Here is a 20197-nt window from a genome sequence, read left to right as displayed (position 1 = left end):
CGTGAACAAGCTCTTTCCCAGCGCCGCTGCGGCGCTCGACGGCATCGTCCGTGACGGCCAGCTGCTGGCGGTCGGCGGTTTCGGCCTGTGCGGCATCCCCGAGGCGCTCATCGACGCACTGCGCGACAGCGGCGCCAAGGACCTCACCGTCATCTCCAACAACGCGGGCGTGGACGGCTTCGGCCTGGGCAAGCTGCTGGAGACGCGGCAGATCCGCAAGATGATCTCCAGCTACGTGGGCGAGAACAAGGAGTTCGAGCGGCAGTACCTGGCCGGCGAGCTGGAACTGGAATTCACGCCGCAGGGCACGCTGGCCGAGAAGCTGCGCGCCGGCGGCGCGGGCATCCCGGCCTTCTTCACGAAGACGGGCGTGGGCACGCTGGTGGCCGAGGGCAAGGAGCTGCGCGAGTTCGACGGCGAGACCTATGTCATGGAGCGCGCCCTGGTGCCCGACGTGGCCCTGATCAAGGCCGACGTGGCGGACCGCTCGGGCAACCTGCGGTTCAACCTCACGGCACGCAACTTCAACCCGGCCGCGGCGACGGCGGGGCGCATCTGCATCGTGGAAGTCGAGCGCGTGGTCGCCACCGGCGAGATCGCACCGGACGACGTGCACCTGCCGGGCATCTACGTGCACCGCATCGTGCACAACCCCACGCCCGAGAAGCGCATCGAGAAGCGCACCACCCGCCCCCACAAGTAAGGAGACCGACATGCCCTGGACCCAAGACCAGATGGCCGCGCGCGCGGCCCAGGAACTCGAGGACGGCTTCTACGTGAACCTCGGCATCGGCATCCCCACGCTGGTGGCCAACCACGTGCCCGAGAACAAGGAAGTGTGGCTGCAGTCGGAGAACGGCATGCTGGGCATCGGCCCCTTCCCCACGGAAGACGAGATCGACGCCGACCTGATCAACGCCGGCAAGCAGACGGTCACCACCCTCAAGGGCTCCTCCATCTTCGGCAGCGACCAGTCCTTCGCCATGATCCGCGGCGGCAAGATCAACCTGTCCATCCTCGGGGCCATGCAGGTCAGCCAGAAGGGTGACCTCGCCAACTGGATGATCCCCGGCAAGATGGTCAAGGGCATGGGCGGCGCCATGGACCTGGTGGCCGGCGTGCCGCGCGTGATCATTCTCATGGAGCACGTGGCGCGAAAGAAGGACGGCACCGAGGACCTGAAGATCCTGCCGGAGTGCACGCTGCCCCTCACGGGCGTGGGCGTGGTGGACCGCATCATCACGGACCTGGCGGTCATGGACGTCACGCCCGGGGGGCTCAAGGTGGTCGAGCTGGCGCCCGAGGTGACGATGGAGCAGCTGCAGGCCAAGACGGGCGTGAAGCTGCTGGGCTGAGGCGCGTCTCGCTTGCCGGGGCACCCTGCTTGTGTCCCGGCCCCGATCGGCGCAGCATCGGATGCTTCGTCGGGATCGGGAGAGCCGTCATGAATGAGCAGGCACGGGTCGGTGACGCGTGGCATCAGGGCGATGCCTACGAGCGCTACATGGGACGGTGGAGCGAACGGCTGGCGGCACCCTTCCTCGACTGGCTGGCAGCCGAACCGGACCAGCGCTGGCTCGACGTCGGCTGCGGAACGGGGGCACTGTGCGCGGCCATCGACCGCCACGCCCGCCCGGCCTTCCTCCTGGGCGTCGATCCCTCGCCGGGATTTCTCGCGGCGGCGGCGCAGCGCCTGCCCGCATCCGTGCGTCTGGCCCCCGGCAGCGCCGAATCCATTCCGGCGGGAGACCGCTCGGTGGACATCGTGGTGTCCGGCCTGGTGCTGAACTTCCTGCCCGCGGTGGGGCGCGGTCTGGCCGAGATGCGGCGTGTCGTTCACCCGGGCGGAACGGTGGCGGCCTATGTCTGGGACTATGACGAGGGCATGCAGATGCTGCGCCTGTTCTGGGATACGGCCGCCCGCCTGGATCCTGCCGTGGGCGGGCTGCAGGAACGACTGCGCTTCAGCCTCTGCCGGCCGGAGGCCCTGCGCGCCGCGTTCGAGGCGGCGGGCTTCACGGGCGTGGAGATCGCGCCCCTGGAGATACGCATGCAGTTCGCGGACTTCGACGATTTCTGGAGTCCACTGCTCGGCGCCACGGGGCCGGCACCGGCCTACGTCGCCTCACTGGACGAGGCGCGGCGCGGGCAGTTGCGCGAACTGCTGCGCGAGAGCCTGCCGACCCGGGGCGCGGCTGGGTTCGCGCTGGGAGCCCGGGCGTGGGCGGTCCGGGGCAGGGCTTGAAGGCGTTTGCTCATCCGGCGTCACCGCTCATTGCACTTGTCACGGGCATGGCACAACCGCAGGCGCTGCCTCAGCCGAAGATGTCCTCATCGTGATCCGACATGGGAGGACCGCCATGAAGCCGTTCAAGTCCTTGGCCAGCGCGCTGTGCCTGTGTGCCGCTGGCCCGGTGCTGGCGCAGTGCTACACCGTGTATGACGCGCAGAACCGCGTGCTCTACCACGCGCGGCAGTCGCCCGTGGACATGAGCCGGCCGCTGCACGAGACCGTGCCCGCGGCCTTTCCGGGTGGGCACCTGGTGTTCGACAACTTCAGCCAGTGCGACGAGTTGCGGCCCCTGGTGCCGCCGATCGCGGCCGCACCGACCGAACCCGACACCGCCCGCATGGGCGCGGCACCGGCCCGGCCGAACAAGGTGATCACCGAGTTGCGCGATCCGCCGCTGCGCGTCATCCGCGAGGGCGACCGGCTGACCATCGAGCAGATCAAGAAGGACCTCTGAGCACGCCCCGGTCGGCGGCTCAGTCGCCCAGCTCCGCCAGCGCCTGGATCGCCAGCGCATAACCCTTGACGCCGAAGCCGGCCATGACCGCGCGGGCCGCCGGCGAGATGTAGCTGTGGTGCCGGAAGCTCTCGCGCGCGTGCACGTTGCTGATGTGAAGCTCGATCACCCGCGCGCCGGCGCCCTTGATGGCGTCGTGCAGGGCGATGCTCGTGTGGGTGTAGGCGCCCGCGTTCAGGATGACGCCCACGGCCTGCCCCTGCGCCTGTGCGCGGCCGGCTTCATGGATCCAGCCGACCAGCTCGCCTTCCATATTGGTCTGCCGGAAGTCCAGCTGCAGCCCCTGCGCCTGGCAGGCATCGCGGCACAGCGCTTCGACGTCGGCCAGGGTCTGCGAGCCATAGACCTGCGGCTCGCGCGTGCCCAGGAGGTTGAGGTTGGGGCCGTTGAAGACGTAGGCGGTTTTCATGCGGCGCGAGCGTAGCAGAGCCCGCCAGGCGCCCGGCGACGCATCATCGCGCGGTCTCGCGCAGCGCCTCGCCCAGGGCCTCGAAGGTGCTGCGGGCCGCGTGGCAGGCCCGCTCGATGTCCGCGGGCGTGCTCACCCGGGCTTGCAGCCGCTCGCGAAACTCCTTCCAGAGGCGGCCGGTGTGCAGGCCGCGGCCGGTGAAGTAGCGCCCGCCGTCCGTGTCCGTGACGCCCAGGGTGTCGCGCAGGTGCCGCCCGATGACCTGGCCGCCGAGCGCGGAGCCTTCCAGCACGTAGAGGGAGCCGAAGGCGCTGGCGGCGCAAGGCAGGCCGATCTGCGGTGCGGCGCGGGGTGCCAGCCGCGGTGCGCCGAGGGCCTGGAGGTCCTGGGCCGCCCAGGGTCCGCGCCGGTGCGCCTCGAACCAGTCGCGGTCCTCGCGCGGCAGGGCGGCCGCGACGCGAGGCTCCCAGTCGGCCAGGAAGGCGTCGAAGCCCTGGAGCGTGGCGGCCAGGCGGGCCCGCGAGTCGAGCTGCTCCAGGTGGAGCTGCGCTTCGATCGCGCGGTGCTGCGCCGCGGTGGCGGCGCGCAGGGCGGCGAGAGTGTCGATGCTTGGCGGACCGGCGCCGGTCATGCCGGCCGGCCGAGCTGCGCGAGCAGGTCCGCCTGCACGATCTCGATCCAGTAGCCGTCCGGGTCCTTGATGAACACCACGTTCTTCATCTTGCCCTGGTCCGCACGCTTGACGAACTCGACGCCGTTCTCGTCGAACCATGTTGACGCGGCCTGCAGGTCCGGCACGGAAAAGCAGATGTGGCCGAAGCCCTGCGGCTGCGCGTTGCCGTCGTGGTAGCGGAAGTCCGCCTGGTCCTCGGTGCCCCAGTTGTGCGTCAGCTCCAGGATGCCCTCCTGCTGGAAGGTCCACGCGGTGCGCTCGCCCACGTCCTGCGGCACGTCATGCTTTCCGTCCTCCAGCCGAGCGAGGAAAAAGAGCGAGAACTTCATCTCCGGAAAGTCGAGCTTGCGCAGCACGCGCATGCCCAGCACCCGCGAATAGAAGGCGAGGGAGGCCGCCGGGTCCTTGACCCGCAGCATGGTGTGGTTCAGGCGGAAGCCCCGGGTGGCGGGCGGCACCTCGGCCGCGACGCCAGGATGTTGTTCGCTGAAGGTGGTCATTGCGTCTGGAGTCGATGGTCGGAAACGGCGAACCATTCTGCCCCGATGCGGCCCCCGGGTGAGGGCGTGGGGCTACCGCAGCAGCTGTGCCAGCTCCTCCGCGCTGAAGCCCGCGCGAGCCCGCGCCGCCTCGTTGAACGGCGGATGCAGGCGCGGCGCGGCATGGCGCTCCACCAGCACGGGATAGTGCGCCACGGGATCGAGCCCCTCGCGCTCGCACAGCCACCGGTACCAGTGATTGCCGATCGCGACATGGCCGATCTCGTCGCGCAGGATCACGTCCAGGATCTCGACCGCACGACGCGCCTCGGGCGTGCCGACCTGGGCCAGCTTGCGCTGGATCTGCGGCGTGGCGTCCAGCCCGCGCGCTTCCAGCGTGCGGGGCACCAGCGCCATGCGGGCCAGCACGTCGCCGGAGGTCTTCTCGCACATGGCCCAGAGGCCGTCGTGCGCGTCGAAGTCGCCGTAGTCGTGGCCGAGCGAACGCAGGTGCTCGCGCAGCAGCGTGAAATGGAAGGCTTCCTCGGCGGCCACGCGCAGCCAGTCCTCGTGGAAGGCGCGCGGCAGGCCCTCGAAGCGCCAGGCCGCGTCGGCGGCCAGGTTGATGGCATTGAACTCGATGTGCGCGATGGCGTGCAGCAGGGCGGCCAGGCCCTCGCTCGTCGCCGGCGAGCGGCGGGGCACGCGTGCGGGGTGGACCAGCGCGGGACGCTGCGGCCGGCCCGGAAGGGGCGCGGTCGGCAGGGGGGCGTGCGCGGCCAGCGGCAGGTCGGCCGCAGCGGCGTGCAGTTCGAGCGCGAGCTCGCGCTTGGCCTGCGGATCGGCCGCGCACAGCACCGCCAGCGCACCGGCCCGCAGTTCGGCCGGCGGCGGGCCGGTCACGCCTGCAGGTCCTCCGCCCAGGTGGCCGACTCGGTGGTGGCGGCGCCGGCAGCGCGCGGCAGCTCCACCGCCAGCACGATGCGGCTGGGGTCCACCAGGTCCAGGTGGCCGCTGGCCGCGGTTTCCAGGTGGCAGGGAACGATGAGGACCCGCCGCTCGGCGGTGGCCTGGTGCTCGGACAGGGTGAGGGCCTGCAGCAGCAGCGCCGCATCCTGCGCGGGCCCGCCCGGTGCGCCGCTCGCATCGACGAGTTCATAACCGAAGATGGCCTTTTTCCGGTCGAGGATGGGATGGCGGGCCACCGCGACGGGCGCAGCGGGCTCGAGCTCACCGGGAGCGAGGGGTTCTTGAAGAGTATTCATGCGGAGTCAGACGGCGGATTCTAGGGACCGCAGCGAGGCCCGCGTCGCGCGAATGAGCCTCCCTACAATGCCTCTTTTTCATGCTTCGACGGGACCCAAGCCCATGGCTCTCTATGAACTCGACGGTACTTCGCCCCGGCTCGCCGCCGGCGCCTGGGTGGCCGACAGCGCCACGGTGATCGGCGCGGTGGAACTGGGCGAGGACGCCAGCGTGTGGTTCGGCGCCGTGGTGCGCGGCGACACCGAGCCCATTCGCATCGGCCGCAACTCCAACGTGCAGGACCTGTCGGTGCTGCATGCCGATCGGGGCAAGCCCCTCGTCATCGGCGAGAACGTCACCATCGGCCACCAGGTCATGGTGCATGGCTGCACCATCGGCGACAACTCGCTCATCGGCATCGGGGCCATCGTGCTCAATGGGGCGCGCATCGGCCGCAACTGCATCGTCGGCGCCGGCAGCGTCGTCACCGAGGGCAAGGAGTTTCCCGACAACTCCCTCATCATCGGCAGCCCCGCCAAGCTGGTGCGCAGCCTGGACGAGGCCAGTGCGCAGAAGCTGCGCCAGAGCGCCGAACACTACGTGGACAACGCGCGCCGCTACGCCCGGGGCCTGCGTCGCATCGACTGAGACACTGCATTGAACGAAGTCCACAAGTTCCTTTTCGAAGGCCTGCCGGTGCGCGGGATCATCGTGCGCCTGACCGACGCCTGGACCGAGATCCTGGAGCGCCGCCGCGCCAACACCGCCACCGGCCCCTGGGCGCCGCCGGTCGCCGAACTGCTCGGCGAAATGGCGGCCGCCGGTGCGCTGATGCAGTCCAACATCAAGTTCAACGGCGCGCTGGTGCTGCAGATCTATGGCGACGGGCCGGTGAAGGTGGCCGTGGCCGAGGTGCAGCAGGACCTGGCCCTGCGGGTGACGGCCAAGGTCGTCGGCGAGGTGCCCGCGTCGGCACGCCTGCCGGACATGGTCAATGTCCACAACCAGGGCCGCTGCGCAATCACGCTCGATCCGCGCGACAAGCTGCCGGGCCAGCAGCCCTACCAGGGCGTGGTGCCGCTGCACGGCGACCAGCGCGAGCGCATCGACCGCCTCTCGGACGTGCTGGAGCACTACATGCTGCAGTCCGAGCAGCTCGACACGCGCCTGGTGCTCGCGGCCGACGAGAAGGTCGCCGCGGGCCTGCTGATCCAGCGCCTGCCCATCGAAGGCGAGGGCAATCTCGCCGGCAGTATGGTGAGCCAGGCCAACGAGGACGAGATCGGCCGGAACGAGGACTTCAACCGCATCGCCACGCTGGCGGCCAGCCTCACGCGCCAGGAACTGCTGGAGCTGGACGTGGACACCATCCTGCGGCGCCTGTTCTGGGAGGAGCGCCTGATGCGTTTTCCGCCGCAGAACCCGCGCTTCGACTGCAGCTGCAGCCGCGAGCGCGTGGCCGGCATGCTGCGCGGCCTGGGCCGCGAGGAGGCCGAAAGCATCCTGGCCGAGCGCGGCGACATCGAGGTGGGCTGCGACTTCTGCGGCCGCCAGTACCGCTTCGACGCGGTGGATGCGGCGCAGCTGTTCGCGTCGCCGGGCGACCAGCCGCCGGGGTCGGCGACGGTGCAGTGAGGAATTTCGCTCCCTCCCCCTGTGGGGGAGGGTAGGGGTGGGGGCGGCGCGCGCCGACCATGCTGCGTCGCGCGAGCCCCCATCCCAGCCTTCCCCCAGAGGGGGAAGGTGCCTCGGCCCGAACGGAACCGGGGCAAGAAACCGTTCGCCCTGAGCCTGTCGAAGGGCCTCTCCCGCCTCACCCCGCCGCCTGCAACCCATTCTCGAAATGCGCCTTCATGCGGCTGGCCGCCAGCTGCGGGTCGCGCGCGAGCAAGGCTTGCATCACCGCCTCGTGCTCGGCCAGCGACTCCTGGACGCGGCCGGCCTTGAGCAGGGAGTTGTGGCGATTGAGCTTCATCACCTTGCGCAGGTCCGCCACCACCTGGTTGCGCCAGCGGTTGCCCGCGATCTCCAGCAGGCGCATGTGGAACTGCTCGTTGAGGGCGAAGAAGCGCTCGCGCTTGCGGGTCGCCGCGGCCAGGGCCTCGTGCAGGCCGCGCAACTCGGCGAGCTGGTCCTCGCTTGCCTCCCGGGCCACCACGGCTGCGGCATCGCTTTCCAGCAGCGCCAGCAGGTGATAGACCTCGCGCAGGTCCTGCTCCGAGACTTCCGTGACATAGGCGCCGCGCCGCACCTTCATGGTCACCAGCCCCTCGGCCGCCAGCACCTTCAGTGCCTCGCGCAGCGGCGTGCGGCTGATGCCGTACTCCTGGGCCAGGCGCACTTCGTCGATCCAGCCGCCGGGCTCCAGGTCGCGCGAGAAGATGCGCTGGCGGATCAGTTCTGCAACCTCTTCGTACAAGGCGCGCGGGGCGAGGGAGAGTGCGGTCATGCGGGCCGGGTGGCGAAGCGAAGGTGCCGTAATTATGAATGATGTAGACTGCCGGGCAATCTCCGCCGGGGCCCGCGGCCCGGGTTTCGTCCACGCCGAAGTCTTCACTCGATGAGCCAAGCACCCGAATTCCCCACGACCCGTCTGGAGGACTGGGCCCGCGCCGCAGCGCGCTCCGCACCCGGGGGACAACTGGACGCGCTGAACTGGGTCACGCCCGACGGCATCACCGTCAAGCCGCTCTACACCGCCGCGGACCTGCAGGGCCTGCCGCACGCCGACACGCTGCCCGGCTTCGAGCCCTACCTGCGCGGCCCGCAGGCCACCATGTACGCGGTGCGACCGTGGACCATCCGCCAGTACGCGGGCTTTTCCACGGCCGAGGAATCCAACGCCTTCTACCGCAAGGCGCTCGCGGCGGGCGGGCAGGGCGTATCGGTGGCCTTCGACCTGGCCACCCACCGCGGCTACGACAGCGACCATCCGCGCGTGACGGGTGACGTGGGCAAGGCCGGCGTGGCCATCGACTCGGTGGAGGACATGAAGATCCTCTTCGACGGCATTCCGCTGGACAAGGTGTCGGTGTCCATGACCATGAACGGCGCGGTGCTGCCCGTGCTGGCGGGCTACATCGTCGCGGCCGAGGAGCAGGGCGTTGCGCAGGACAAGCTGTCCGGGACCATCCAGAACGACATCCTCAAGGAGTTCATGGTCCGCAACACCTACATCTACCCGCCCGCGCCGAGCATGCGGATCATCGGCGACATCATCGAGTACACGGCCGGCCACATGCCGCGCTTCAACTCGATCTCCATCTCCGGCTACCACATGCAGGAGGCCGGCGCCAACCAGGCGCTGGAGCTGGCCTTCACGCTGGCCGACGGCAAGGAGTACGTGAAGACCGCGCTGGCCAAGGGCCTGGACGTGGACGACTTCGCGGGCCGGCTCTCGTTCTTCTGGGCCGTGGGCATGAACTTCTACCTGGAGATCGCCAAGATGCGGGCCGCGCGCCTGCTGTGGTGCCGGATCATGAAGGGCTTCGGCGCGAAGAACCCCAAGAGCCTCATGCTGCGCACGCACTCGCAGACCTCCGGCTGGTCGCTCACCGAGCAGGACCCCTACAACAACGTGGTCCGCACCACCATCGAGGCCATGGCAGCAGTCTTCGGCGGCACGCAGTCGCTGCACACCAACAGCTTCGACGAGGCCATTGCGCTGCCCACCGAGTTCTCCTCGCGCATCGCGCGCAACACGCAGCTGATCATCCAGGAGGAGACGCACATCACCAGCGTGGTCGATCCCTGGGCCGGCAGCTACATGATGGAGAAGCTCACGCAGGACATGGCCGACGCGGCCTGGGCCATCATCGAGGAAGTCGAGGCCATGGGCGGCATGACCCGGGCCGTGGACTCGGGTTGGGCCAAGCTCAAGATCGAGGCCGCCGCCGCCGAGAAGCAGGCGCGCATCGACGCCGGCCGCGACGTGATCGTGGGCGTCAACAAGTACCGCCTGGCCGAGGAAGACCCCATCGAGATCCTGGAGGTGGACAACGTCAAGGTGCGCGAGCAGCAGGTCGCGCGCCTGGCGGCCCTGCGTGAGCGGCGTGACGCGCAGCAGGTGCGGCAGTGCCTGGAGCGGCTCACGCAGATCGCCGAGAGCGGCCAGGGCAACCTGCTGGCCGCCAGCATCGAGGCCATCCGCGCCCGCGCCACGGTGGGCGAGGTGTCCGATGCGCTGGAGAAAGTCTTCGGGCGCCACCGCGCCGACACGCAGAAGGTGACCGGTGTGTACGCAGCCGCCTACGACTCGGAAGAAGGCTGGAGCCAGCTCCAGCAGGAGATCGCGCAGTTCGCCCAGGAGCAGGGTCGCCGCCCGCGCGTGATGATCGCCAAGCTCGGCCAGGATGGCCACGACCGCGGCGCCAAGGTGGTGGCCACCGCCTTCGCCGACCTGGGCTTCGACGTGGACATGGGGCCGCTGTTCCAGACACCCGAGGAATGCGCCCGGCAGGCGATCGAGAACGATGTGCATGCGGTGGGCGTGTCCACGCTGGCGGCGGGCCACAAGACCCTGGTGCCGGCCATCATCGCCGAGCTGAAGAGGCAGGGCGCGGACGACATCGTGGTGTTCGTGGGCGGGGTCATCCCGCGGCAGGACTACGACTTCCTGTACGAGGCGGGCGTCAAGGGCATCTATGGGCCGGGGACACCGATTCCGGCCAGCGCGAAGGACGTGCTGGAGCAGATCCGGAAGGCGCACGGTTGATTCCGCTAGACTGTATGACAGTCACACGTGTCATACGGAGCTGCCATGGCCATCCTGTCCATTCGCCTCGACCCCGAACTGGAGCGCCAGCTCGACCTGGAGGTCGCGCGGCGTCGCACCACGCGCAGCCGGCTGGTCCAGGAGATGCTGCGCGCCTCGCTCGCGCCGCAGAACCCGGCCCGCCTGCTCCAGGAGGCGCGCGCGGCCTACGAGCTGCCAGACCCTGCCACGGTGGAGACGAAAACCGATCTCGCCGCAAACACCAAGTCGCTGGCCCGCCAGGCCGTGGCCCGCAAGCGCGGCAAGCCAGAGCCGGGCGAAGCATGAGCTTCATCCTGATCGATGCCAGCGTGATGGTGGCCTTGTTCAACGACGCCGAGCGGACGCACGCCCACTACGCCAGCCTCATCGGCCGCCTTGGTCGTGACCGCCTGGCGACGACCTGGCCCTGTGTGACCGAGGCGAGCTACCTGCTTGCGCCGCGCAATCACTTCGCGCTCCTCCATTGGCTGCACCACGGTGCCGCCACGGTCGTGAACTTCGAGACCGAGGACCTGATGCAGATCGTGCCGTGGATGCGCCGCTACACGGAGCTGGGCAAGGCGCTGATGGATCTGGCCGATGCCTCGCTGGTGTGGCTTGCCATGCACCTGGAGACGCGTCGGGTGCTGACCGAAGACCACCGCGACTTCATTCGCTACCGCTTGCCGGACGGCAAGGCCTTCGAGCTGGTTTCATGACCGCGGTCACGCCCGAGCAGCTCCTGCACACCGGCCCCGCCCAGCGCCGCGCCGTCGCCAAGGCCATCACGCTGCTGGAATCCACCCGCCCCGACCACCGCGCCCAGGCGGACACCCTGCTGACCGAACTCCTGCCCCACACCGGCAACAGCTTCCGCCTGGGCATCAGCGGCGTCCCCGGGGTCGGCAAGAGCACCTTCATCGAAGCGCTGGGCCTGTACCTCATCGAGCAGGGCCACCGCGTCGCCGTGCTGGCCATCGACCCCTCCAGCAGCGTCTCGGGCGGCTCCATCTTGGGTGACAAGACGCGCATGGAGCGCCTGTCGGTCCACGAGCGCGCCTACATCCGCCCCAGCCCCGCCAGCGGCACCCTGGGTGGCGTCGCGGAGAAGACGCGCGAGGCCATGCTGGTGTGCGAGGCCGCGGGCTACGACGTGGTCATCGTCGAGACCGTGGGCGTGGGCCAGAGCGAGACCGCCGTGGCCGGCATGACCGACCTCTTCGTGCTCATGCAACTCCCCAACGCCGGCGACGACCTGCAGGCGATCAAGAAGGGCGTGATGGAGCTGGCCGACCTGGTGGTGATCAACAAGGCCGACCTCGACCCCGACGCCGCCACGCGCGCGCAGGCGCAGATCACCAGCGCCATGCGCCTGTTCACCCAGCACGGGCGGCACCACGACGCGCACGCCGACGCGGCTGGCAAGGTGCTGCAGCTCAGCGCCCTGCAGTCCACCGGCATCCAGGCCTTCTGGCAGACCGTCACCCGCCTGCGCAAGCAGCGCAGCGCCGACGGATCGCTGCAGGCGCGCCGCCGGCACCAGGCTTTGGCCTGGATGTGGGAACGCATCGAAGCGGGCCTGCGCCAGGAGTTCCGGCAGCACCCGGCCGTGCGGGCGCTGCTGCCCACCCTCACCCAGGACGTGGAAGCCGGGCGCCTGCCGGCCTCCACCGCCGCGCGCGAACTGCTGAACGCGCGCCACACCCGCTGACAGGCAAGGACCCGACTCATGCAAGACATCCTCGAACAACTCGAACGCAAGCGCGCCGCAGCGCGCCTGGGCGGCGGAGAAAAGCGCATCGACGCCCAGCACCGCAAGGGAAAGCTCACCGCGCGCGAACGCCTCGAGCTGCTGCTGGACGAAGGCACCTTCGAGGAATGGGACATGTTCGTCGAGCACCGTTGCACGGACTTCGGCATGGCCGACCAGAAGGTGCCCGGCGACGGCGTGGTCACCGGCTACGGCATGATCAACGGCCGCCTGGTCTTCGTCTTCAGCCAGGACTTCACCGTCTTCGGCGGCGCGTTGAGCGAAGCGCATGCCGAGAAGATCTGCAAGGTGATGGACCAGGCCATGAAGGTGGGCGCGCCGGTCATCGGGCTGAACGACTCGGGCGGCGCGCGCATCCAGGAGGGCGTGGCCTCGCTGGGCGGCTATGCCGACGTGTTCCAGCGCAACGTGCTCGCCTCGGGCGTGGTGCCGCAGATCAGCATGATCATGGGCCCCTGCGCGGGCGGCGCGGTGTATTCCCCGGCCATGACGGACTTCATCTTCATGGTCCGCGACAGCTCCTATATGTTCGTGACCGGGCCGGAGGTGGTGAAGACCGTCACCCACGAGGAGGTCACCGCCGAGGAACTGGGCGGCGCGAGTACGCACACCGCCAAGAGCGGCGTGGCGGACCTGGCCTTCGAGAACGACGTGGAGGCGCTGATGATGCTGCGGCGCCTGTACAACTACCTGCCGCTGAACAACCGCGAGAAGCCCCCCATCCGCCCGAGCAACGACCCGGTGGACCGGCTGGACCACTCGCTCGACACGCTGGTGCCGGACAACCCCAACAAGCCCTATGACATGAAGGAGCTGATCGTCAAGACGGTGGACGACGGCGACTTCTTCGAACTGCAGCCCGACTACGCCAAGAACATCGTGATCGGCTTCGCGCGCATGGAGGGCCAGACGGTGGGCATCGTCGCCAACCAGCCGCTGGTGCTGGCCGGCTGCCTGGACATCCGCAGCAGCATCAAGGCGGCGCGCTTCGTGCGCTTCTGCGACGCCTTCAACATCCCGGTGATCACCTTCGTGGACGTGCCGGGCTTCATGCCGGGCACCAGCCAGGAGTGGGCCGGCATCATCAAGCACGGCGCCAAGCTGCTGTACGCGTATGCCGAATGCACCGTGCCCAAGGTGACGGTGATCACGCGCAAGGCCTATGGCGGCGCCTATGACGTCATGAGCTCCAAGCACCTGCGCGGCGACGTGAACTTCGCCTGGCCCAATGCGGAGATCGCCGTCATGGGCGCCAAGGGCGCCGTGGAGATCATCTTCCGCGAGGACAAGGGCAACCCCGACAAGATCGCCGCGCGCGAGGCGGAATACAAGGCCCGCTTCGCCAACCCCTTCGTGGCCGGCGCGCGTGGCTTCATCGACGACGTGATCCTGCCGCACGAGACGCGCAAGCGCATCTGCCGGTCGCTGGTGATGCTGCGCGACAAGAAGCTCGAGAACCCGTGGCGCAAGCACGGAAATATCCCTCTCTAAGGAAGGACACGCCACGATGTTCAACAAGATCCTGATCGCGAATCGGGGCGAAATCGCCTGCCGCGTCATCAAGACCGCCCGCAAGATGGGCATCAAGACCGTCGCGGTGTACTCGGATGCCGACCGCGAGGCGCGGCACGTGCGGCTGGCGGACGAGGCCGTGCACATCGGCGCCGCGCCCAGCCGCGAAAGCTATCTGCGCGCCGACCGCATCATCGAAGCCTGCCAGCGCACCGGCGCGCAGGCCGTGCACCCCGGCTACGGTTTCCTGTCGGAGAACGAGCAGTTCGCGCGCGAGGTCGAGGAGGCGGGCATCGTCTTCATCGGGCCCAAGCACGCCTCCATCGCGGCCATGGGCGACAAGATCGCGTCCAAGCGGCTGGCCAAGGAAGCGGGCGTGAGCACCATTCCGGGCTGGAACGAGGCCATCGAATCGCCCGAGCGTGCCGTGGCCATCGCGCGCGACATCGGCTACCCGGTGATGATCAAGGCCTCGGCCGGCGGCGGCGGCAAGGGCCTGCGCGTGGCCTATGACGACAAGCAGGCCTTCGAAGGCTTCAGCTCCTGCCAGAGCGAGGCGCGCAACAGCTTCGGCGACGACCGGGTCTTCATCGAGAAGTTCGTCGAGGAGCCGCGCCACATCGAGATCCAGGTGCTCGGCGACGCGCAGGGGAACGTGATCTACCTGAACGAGCGCGAGTGCTCCATCCAGCGGCGCCACCAGAAGGTGATCGAGGAGGCGCCGTCGCCCTTCATCAGCGACGCTACGCGCCGCGCCATGGGCGAGCAGGCCGTGGCGCTCGCCAAGGCCGTGAACTACCAGAGCGCGGGGACGGTGGAGTTCGTGGTCGGCAAGGACCAGTCCTTCTATTTCCTGGAGATGAACACGCGGCTGCAGGTGGAGCACCCGGTGACCGAGTGCATCACCGGGCTGGACCTGGTGGAGCTCATGATCCGCGTCGCGGCAGGCGAGCCGCTGCCCCTGAATCAGTCGGACGTGAAGCGCAACGGCTGGGCCATGGAATGCCGCATCAACGCCGAGGACCCCTTCCGTGGCTTCCTGCCCTCCACCGGCCGGCTGGTGCGTTTCCAGACCCCGCGCGAGACGCTGTTTGCCGGCGGGGGCGAGCCCGGCGAGGCCGTGCCCGAGGGCGGTGTGCGCGTGGACACCGGCGTGGTCGAGGGCGGCGAGATCCCCATGTACTACGACTCCATGATCGCCAAGCTGATCGTGCACGGCCGCGACCGGCAGGATGCTATCGCCCGCATGCGCGAGGCGCTCAATGGTTTCGTGATCCGGGGCATCTCCAGCAACGTGCCCTTCCAGGCTGCGCTGCTCGCGCACCCGCAGTTCCAGGCCGGCCAGTTCAACACCGGCTTCATCGCCGAGCATTACGGCCAGGGCTTCCGCGCCGAGGACGTCGCCCATCCCGACCCGGCCTTCCTGCTGGCGCTGGCCGCCTACGTGAACCGGCGGGCGCTGCAGCGTTCGGCCGGCATCACCGGGCAGCTGCGCGGGCACGAGTTCAAGGTCGGCACGGACTTCGTGGTGGTGCAACTCGCTCCCGATGGTGCCCACCGGCGCCACCCCGTGCGGGTGACGGACTTCCAGGCCGTCTCCGGCTCCAGCGTGGTGGAGATCGAGGGCCGGCGCTTCGAGATCTGCTCGCAGTGGCACCTGGGCGCCGCGCGCATCCGCGGCACGGTGGACGGCCGGCCCTTCACCGCCCAGGTGGAGCGGGGCCTGCCGCGCCATCCGCTGGGCATCGCCATCAGCCACGACGGCAGCCGCCTGGAGGCGCTGGTGCTCACCCCGCGAACGGCCGAACTGCACGCGCTCATGCCGCACAAGGCGCCGCCCGACCTGAGCCGCTTCCTGCTCTCGCCCATGCCGGGCCTGCTGGTGGACCTGGCGGTGCAGCCGGGCCAGAAGGTGCAGGCGGGCGAGCGCCTCGCGGTGATCGAGGCCATGAAGATGGAGAACGTGCTGTTCGCCGCGGCGGACGGCGTGGTGTCGCGCCTGCTGGCCACCCGCGGCGAATCGCTCGCGGTGGACCAGGCCATCCTGGAGTTCGAATGACGAAGGACGAATTTCTCTCCCGGCTGCGCGCCGAGGGCTTCGCCGAGCCGGTGGCGGTCGAGCGCGACGCCGGCTACCGGCTCGACCTGCACGATCATCCCTTCGAGGCCTACGCCCTGATCACCGAGGGCGAGCTGAGCATCGAGGTGGACGGCGTGGCCACGGCCTACCCGGCCGGCAGCACCTTCCGCCTCGCGCCGCACACGCCGCACCGTGAGTGGGCGGGCGCCGCGGGCGCGCGCTATCTGTCCGGCCGGCGCGAATCCGCAAAGGGGCAGCCATGAGCGCGCGGCCTTTCAAGGTCCTGGGCCTGCAGCAGATCGCCATCGGCGGTGAGAGCAAGGCGCGGCTCGCCCGGCTCTGGGTCGATCTCCTGGGCCTGCAGGTGACCGGCACCTTCCGCAGCGAGCGCGAGAACGTGGACGAGGACATCTGCGCGCTCGGCGCCGGTCCGTTCAAGGTCGAGGTGGACCTGATGGAGCCGCTCGACGCCCAGAAGAAGCCGGCGGTGCACGCCACGCCGCTGAACCACGTGGGCCTGTGGATCGACGACCTGCCGCGCGCCGTGGAATGGCTCACGGCGCAAGGCGTGCGCTTCGCCCCAGGCGGCATCCGGCGCGGCGCGGCGGGCTTCGACATCACCTTCATCCATCCGCGCGGCAGCGAGGAAGCGCCGCTGGGCGGCGAGGGCGTGCTGATCGAGCTCGTGCAGGCGCCGCCCGAGGTGGTGAGCGCCTTCGAGTCGCTGGCGCGGCAGCCGGGGGCGGGCGCAGCGTAGACAATCGCGCCCCATGGACCTTTCACGCTTTCCCCGCCGGCGCTACACGCCCTACGCCACCCCCATCGAATTCCTGCCGCACTTCAGCCGCGCCCTGGCGCAGAGCTGCCCCGGCGGGCAGGGACCCGAGGTGTGGATCAAGCGCGACGACATGCTGGGCCTCTTCCCTGGCGGCAACAAGACGCGCAAGCTCGAATTCCTCGCGGCCGACGCCCTGGCCCAGGGCGCGGACACCCTCATCACCTGTGGTGCGCCGCAATCCAACCACTGCCGCATCACCCTTGCCGCCGCGGTGAAGGAAGGGCTGCGCTGCCGCTTCGTGATCGAGGAGCGCGTTCCGGACAGCTACCGCCAGGACGCCAGTGGCAACAACTTCATGTTCCGCCTCATGGGCGTGGAGAAGGTGAATGTGGTGCCGGGCGGCAGCAACATGGCCGCGGCGATGCAGCGCATGGCCGACGAGCTGGCGGCCGAGGGCCGCAAGGGCTACATCATTCCCGGCGGCGGCTCCAACGCCATCGGCGGCCTGGGCTACGTGGCCTGCGCCCAGGAAATGCAGCAGCAGCTCTTCGACATGGGCCTGCAGATCGACCAGCTGGTGGTCGGCTCCGGCAGCTCCGGCACGCACGGCGGGCTGGTGGCGGGCTTCCTCGGCAACCACATCCGCATTCCCATCATCGGGATCGGCGTGAGCCGCGACCCCGCCGACCAGGCCCCCCTGGTGCTCAAGGAAGCGCAGGCGGTGGCCGACCTGCTGGGGCTGGGCCTGCGCGTGCCCGCCGAGTCCGTGGAGTGCGTGGGCGGCTACTGGCAGCCCAAGTATTCGGTGCCCAATGCGCGCATGGCGGAGGCGGTGCAGATGCTCGCCCGCACGGAAGGCATTCCGCTGGACCCGGTGTACACCGGCAAGATCATGGCGGGCCTGATCGGCCTGGCGCGGCAAGGCCGTTTCAAGCCGGGCGAGCGGGTGCTGTTCCTGCACACGGGTGGGCTGCCGTCGCTGCACGCCTACGAGGCCCAGGTGCTGGACGCGACAGGCCTGCCGGACTGAATCCGGCGCGCTCGTGGGCCGATATGGGCGGCCGCGGGGAGGCTTTTTCTCTCATGGCGTGAGGAGGGCGCTGGCTAATCTGGGGGCCTGACTTCGCAAGGAGCCCCTCATGCCACCGCTCAGACACCTCGCGTCCCAGTCGCCTTCGATGCAGCCGCACCCGGCCTCCATGGCGCGCCTCATGGGTGCGGTGGAGCGCCTGGGCCCGGAGCGGCTGGGCGACTTCAGCCTGCGGATGGCCAACCACGGCCTGAGCGTCAGCAGCTCGATGATGCGCCGCGACCCACGGTACGCACTGGAGCAGCTGCACCACGCACATTCGCTTCCGGATCAAGGCCTGCGGGAGATGGCCAGCGGGCTGGCAGAGGAGCTGCAGCGGCACGCGGACGAGACGGATACGGTGAGTTGAGGGAACGCCCCTCAGGACAGGGCCCTTCGACAGGCTCAGGGGGAGCGGGGTTCGTATTTGGGAACAGGCTCGCCCAAGGCCGTTCGGGCTGAGCCTGTCGAAGCCCTGCGCCACCAACCCCCTCACCCCATCGTCCGCGACGCCCCTCGTCGCGCCTTCGCCCGCGCCAGCGCCGCCTCGATAACAGCCCGCTTGCGCTCCGCCTCGATCCCTTCCGCCCCCTCTGTCGTCCCGGGCAGGTCGGCCAGCTTCGCCTCGGCCTTGGCTTCCAGCCGCTCCTGCTGCGCGAGTTCCTCTCGCGCCAGGCGCTCCCGCCTCGCCCCGTAACGCGCAGCCGCGGTGTCCGCCTCAGCCTGCGACCAGGCCGCCCACCCCGTGCGCCCGCCGCTCACGTTCTGCATCGCGATGCAGTCCACCGGACACACCGGCAGGCACAGCTCGCAGCCCGTGCACCAGGGCTCGATCACGGTGTGCATGCGCTTGTTGCCGCCGAGGATGGCGTCCGTGGGGCAGGCCTTCAGGCACAGCGTGCAGCCGATGCACCAGGCTTCGTCGATCACCGCCACCGCGCGCGGGCCTTCGTTCCCGTTGGCGGGGTTCAGCGGCAGCACGGGCCGCCCGGTCGCGCGGGCCAGGCGCTCGATCCCCGCGGCGCCGCCGGGCGGGCACTGGTTGATCTCCGCGTCCCCATCCGCCAGCGCTTGGGCATAGCCGGCGCAGTCCGGAAAGCCGCAGCGCGTGCACTGCGTCTGCGGCAGGAGGGCGAGCAGGCCTTGGGCCAGCGGGGTCACGCGGCGTTGCTGTCGGCCTCGGCTTCGCTGGCGGCGGCGGAGCGGCGGGCGCGCGCCGGCTTGGCGGCCGCGAGCGGCTGGTCGAAGCGGCGGATGAAGTCACGCACCTGCGGGTAGATGACGTCGCGCCAGCGGCGGCCGCTGAAGATGCCGTAGTGGCCCGCGCCCTTGACCTCGATGTGCTTCTGGCGGTCCTTGGGCACGCTGGTGCACAGGTCGTGCGCCGCGGCGGTCTGGCCGGAGCCGGAGATGTCATCGAGTTCGCCCTCGATGGTCAGGTGCGCCGTGCTGCGGATGTCCTGCGGCCGCACGCGCTCCAGGTCGCCCGAGGGCGCGCGCACGTCCCAGGTGCCGTGCACCAGCCGAAACTCCTGGAACACGGTGCGGATGGTGTCCAGGTAGTAGGCGGCATCCATGTCGAGCACGGCGTTGTACTCGTCATAGAACTTGCGGTGCGCCTCGGCACTCGCGTCATCGCCGGCGATGAGGTGCTCGAAGTAATCGTAGTGGCTGGACAGGTGGCGGTCCGGGTTCATGGCCACGAAGCCGGTGTACTGCAGGAAGCCCGGATACACCTGCCGGCCTGCCCCCGGGAAGCTCTGGGGCACCCGGTAGATCACGTTGTTCTCGAACCACTGGTAGCTCTTGTTCATCGCCAGGTTGTTCACCGCCGTGGGCGATTTGCGCGCGTCGATGGGGCCACCCATCATGGTCATGCTCAGCGGCGTGGTCTCGCCGCGCGAGGCCATGAGCGAGACGGCCGCCAGCACCGGCACGGTGGGCTGGCAGACGCTGACCACGTGGCAGTTGCCGTAGCGGTCCTGCAGGTGCCGGATGAACTCCTGGACATAGTTGACATAGTCGTCCAGGTGGAAGATGCCCTGCTCCAGCGGCACGGTGCGGGCGTTCTTCCAGTCGGTGATGTAGACCTTGTGGTCCTGCAGCATGGCGCGCACCGTGTCGCGCAGCAGGGTGGCGTAGTGGCCGGACAGGGGCGCCACGATCAGCACCACGGGCTGCTTCTTCATGGCTTCCAGGCGCACGGGGTCGTCCGTGAAGCGCTTGAAGCGGCGCAGCTCGCAAAAAGGCTTGTCGAGAGCGACCGACTCGTGGATGACCACGTCCGAGTCGCCGATCTTCACGGTCTTGATGCCGAACTCGGGCTTTTCGTAATCCTTCCAGAGGCGGTACATCAGCTCATAGCCGGCGGAGACGCGCTGCGAGACGGGATTGGTCCCGAAGGGGGAAAGTGGATTGCTGTAGAGCTTGGCGGCTGCCTGCGCGAAGTCCGCGAAGGGTTCCATCAGCGTGCGCTGGGCTTCGTAAATCTGGTAGAGCATGGTCCAAGTCCAATCCGGATGGTGCAATGCAATATATCAGCGCCGCCCGGCTCGTGCTGGAAACGGTTGAGCTAATGCGGGTGGAGTTCGGATACCGGCAGTTCGTCACGAACGGCCGGCGGCAACAGCGGGGCGAGC

Annotated in this window: 24 protein-coding genes; 16 read left to right on the top strand and 8 right to left on the bottom strand. The window is 69.4% G+C overall.

Translation table 11 applies throughout. The features are described from left to right. The first annotated feature begins 1 nt into the window (after position 1). The 4 genes from EZ242_RS14630 (at position 2) to EZ242_RS14615 (ending at position 2747) form a co-directional block, all read left to right on the top strand. Positions 2 to 703 (top strand): CoA transferase subunit A, encoded by a 702-nt coding sequence (locus EZ242_RS14630; RefSeq protein WP_135285901.1) that lies wholly within the window; start codon positions 2 to 4, stop codon positions 701 to 703. A gap of 10 nt (positions 704 to 713) precedes the next feature. Next, positions 714 to 1355 (top strand): CoA transferase subunit B, encoded by a 642-nt coding sequence (locus EZ242_RS14625; RefSeq protein WP_135285900.1) that lies wholly within the window; start codon positions 714 to 716, stop codon positions 1353 to 1355. Between the two features lie 89 nt (positions 1356 to 1444). Next, the gene (locus EZ242_RS14620; RefSeq protein WP_135285899.1) at positions 1445 to 2245 is read left to right on the top strand and encodes a class I SAM-dependent methyltransferase; all 801 of its coding nucleotides are present in this window, start codon (positions 1445 to 1447) and stop codon (positions 2243 to 2245) included. A 115-nt stretch (positions 2246 to 2360) separates the two neighbouring features. Continuing rightward, positions 2361 to 2747: a hypothetical protein gene (locus EZ242_RS14615; RefSeq protein WP_135285898.1), complete on the top strand. Its 387-nt coding sequence runs from the start codon at positions 2361 to 2363 to the stop codon at positions 2745 to 2747. 19 nt (positions 2748 to 2766) lie between these two features. Here the strand turns inward: EZ242_RS14615 and aroQ are convergent, their stop codons facing one another. From aroQ to EZ242_RS14590, 5 genes are all read right to left on the bottom strand, one after another. Next, positions 2767 to 3216 carry a type II 3-dehydroquinate dehydratase gene (aroQ, locus tag EZ242_RS14610; RefSeq protein ID WP_135285897.1) on the bottom strand — a complete coding sequence of 150 codons (450 nt, stop codon included), beginning with the start codon at positions 3214 to 3216 and terminating at the stop codon, positions 2767 to 2769. 43 nt (positions 3217 to 3259) lie between these two features. Next, positions 3260 to 3847 (bottom strand): biliverdin-producing heme oxygenase, encoded by a 588-nt coding sequence (locus tag EZ242_RS14605; protein ID WP_135285896.1) that lies wholly within the window; start codon positions 3845 to 3847, stop codon positions 3260 to 3262. Continuing rightward, positions 3844 to 4389: a lactoylglutathione lyase gene (gene gloA / locus EZ242_RS14600; protein ID WP_135285895.1), complete on the bottom strand. Its 546-nt coding sequence runs from the start codon at positions 4387 to 4389 to the stop codon at positions 3844 to 3846. The genes EZ242_RS14605 and gloA overlap by 4 nt, the downstream gene beginning before the upstream one ends. 72 nt (positions 4390 to 4461) lie before the next feature. After that, positions 4462 to 5271: a ferritin-like domain-containing protein gene (locus tag EZ242_RS14595; RefSeq protein ID WP_135285894.1), complete on the bottom strand. Its 810-nt coding sequence runs from the start codon at positions 5269 to 5271 to the stop codon at positions 4462 to 4464. Further along, entirely contained in the window at positions 5268 to 5633 is a 366-nt protein-coding gene (locus tag EZ242_RS14590; protein ID WP_135285893.1) for a hypothetical protein, read from the bottom strand. Before EZ242_RS14590 ends, EZ242_RS14595 begins: the two co-directional genes overlap by 4 nt. 103 nt (positions 5634 to 5736) lie before the next feature. On the opposite strand from EZ242_RS14590, the gene EZ242_RS14585 reads away from it, so the two are divergent. Together EZ242_RS14585 and hslO are read left to right on the top strand one after the other, a co-directional pair. Next, on the top strand, positions 5737 to 6261 hold the full coding sequence (locus tag EZ242_RS14585; RefSeq protein ID WP_135285892.1) for a gamma carbonic anhydrase family protein: 525 nt from the start codon (positions 5737 to 5739) through the stop codon (positions 6259 to 6261). 9 nt (positions 6262 to 6270) lie between these two features. Further along, entirely contained in the window at positions 6271 to 7248 is a 978-nt protein-coding gene (gene hslO, locus EZ242_RS14580) for an Hsp33 family molecular chaperone HslO (protein WP_135285891.1), read from the top strand. 178 nt (positions 7249 to 7426) lie between these two features. On the opposite strand, the gene EZ242_RS14575 is transcribed toward hslO, so the two are convergent. Next, positions 7427 to 8062, bottom strand: a complete 636-nt coding sequence (locus tag EZ242_RS14575; RefSeq protein WP_135285890.1) for a GntR family transcriptional regulator — start codon at positions 8060 to 8062, stop codon at positions 7427 to 7429. A gap of 111 nt (positions 8063 to 8173) precedes the next feature. Between EZ242_RS14575 and scpA the strand changes: the two genes are divergently transcribed. The 10 genes from scpA (at position 8174) to EZ242_RS14530 (ending at position 17928) form a co-directional block, all read left to right on the top strand. Beyond that, positions 8174 to 10327 carry a methylmalonyl-CoA mutase gene (gene scpA, locus EZ242_RS14570; RefSeq protein ID WP_135285889.1) on the top strand — a complete coding sequence of 718 codons (2154 nt, stop codon included), beginning with the start codon at positions 8174 to 8176 and terminating at the stop codon, positions 10325 to 10327. A gap of 45 nt (positions 10328 to 10372) precedes the next feature. Continuing rightward, the gene (locus EZ242_RS22055) at positions 10373 to 10654 is read left to right on the top strand and encodes a hypothetical protein (RefSeq protein WP_167784793.1); all 282 of its coding nucleotides are present in this window, start codon (positions 10373 to 10375) and stop codon (positions 10652 to 10654) included. Continuing rightward, positions 10651 to 11067 carry a type II toxin-antitoxin system VapC family toxin gene (locus tag EZ242_RS22050; RefSeq protein WP_167784792.1) on the top strand — a complete coding sequence of 139 codons (417 nt, stop codon included), beginning with the start codon at positions 10651 to 10653 and terminating at the stop codon, positions 11065 to 11067. Before EZ242_RS22055 ends, EZ242_RS22050 begins: the two co-directional genes overlap by 4 nt. Continuing rightward, positions 11064 to 12059, top strand: coding sequence for a methylmalonyl Co-A mutase-associated GTPase MeaB (gene meaB / locus EZ242_RS14560; RefSeq protein WP_135285887.1), 996 nt, complete (start codon positions 11064 to 11066; stop codon positions 12057 to 12059). Before EZ242_RS22050 ends, meaB begins: the two co-directional genes overlap by 4 nt. A gap of 18 nt (positions 12060 to 12077) precedes the next feature. Continuing rightward, on the top strand, positions 12078 to 13610 hold the full coding sequence (locus EZ242_RS14555) for an acyl-CoA carboxylase subunit beta (RefSeq protein ID WP_135285886.1): 1533 nt from the start codon (positions 12078 to 12080) through the stop codon (positions 13608 to 13610). Between the two features lie 16 nt (positions 13611 to 13626). Beyond that, on the top strand, positions 13627 to 15690 hold the full coding sequence (locus tag EZ242_RS14550; RefSeq protein WP_135285885.1) for an acetyl-CoA carboxylase biotin carboxylase subunit: 2064 nt from the start codon (positions 13627 to 13629) through the stop codon (positions 15688 to 15690). Further along, the gene (locus EZ242_RS14545) at positions 15687 to 15974 is read left to right on the top strand and encodes a cupin domain-containing protein (RefSeq protein ID WP_135285884.1); all 288 of its coding nucleotides are present in this window, start codon (positions 15687 to 15689) and stop codon (positions 15972 to 15974) included. Before EZ242_RS14550 ends, EZ242_RS14545 begins: the two co-directional genes overlap by 4 nt. After that, positions 15971 to 16468 (top strand): VOC family protein, encoded by a 498-nt coding sequence (locus tag EZ242_RS14540; protein WP_135285883.1) that lies wholly within the window; start codon positions 15971 to 15973, stop codon positions 16466 to 16468. Before EZ242_RS14545 ends, EZ242_RS14540 begins: the two co-directional genes overlap by 4 nt. Before the next feature lie 13 nt (positions 16469 to 16481). Further along, on the top strand, positions 16482 to 17519 hold the full coding sequence (gene cuyA, locus EZ242_RS14535) for a D-cysteate sulfo-lyase (RefSeq protein ID WP_135285882.1): 1038 nt from the start codon (positions 16482 to 16484) through the stop codon (positions 17517 to 17519). A 109-nt stretch (positions 17520 to 17628) separates the two neighbouring features. Beyond that, the gene (locus tag EZ242_RS14530) at positions 17629 to 17928 is read left to right on the top strand and encodes a hypothetical protein (RefSeq protein ID WP_135285881.1); all 300 of its coding nucleotides are present in this window, start codon (positions 17629 to 17631) and stop codon (positions 17926 to 17928) included. Positions 17929 to 18050: 122 nt separating this feature from the next. Here the strand turns inward: EZ242_RS14530 and rsxB are convergent, their stop codons facing one another. Both rsxB and EZ242_RS14520 read right to left on the bottom strand, forming a co-directional pair. Then, entirely contained in the window at positions 18051 to 18719 is a 669-nt protein-coding gene (rsxB, locus tag EZ242_RS14525) for an electron transport complex subunit RsxB (RefSeq protein ID WP_135285880.1), read from the bottom strand. Then, positions 18716 to 20059, bottom strand: coding sequence for a polyhydroxyalkanoate depolymerase (locus tag EZ242_RS14520; protein ID WP_135285879.1), 1344 nt, complete (start codon positions 20057 to 20059; stop codon positions 18716 to 18718). Before EZ242_RS14520 ends, rsxB begins: the two co-directional genes overlap by 4 nt. Positions 20060 to 20197: the final 138 nt, after the last annotated feature.

Source organism: Ramlibacter rhizophilus (assembly GCF_004681965.1).
In the GTDB taxonomy this organism is placed as follows: domain Bacteria; phylum Pseudomonadota; class Gammaproteobacteria; order Burkholderiales; family Burkholderiaceae_C; genus Ramlibacter; species Ramlibacter rhizophilus.
This window is presented reverse-complemented; position numbering and strand designations above follow the sequence as displayed.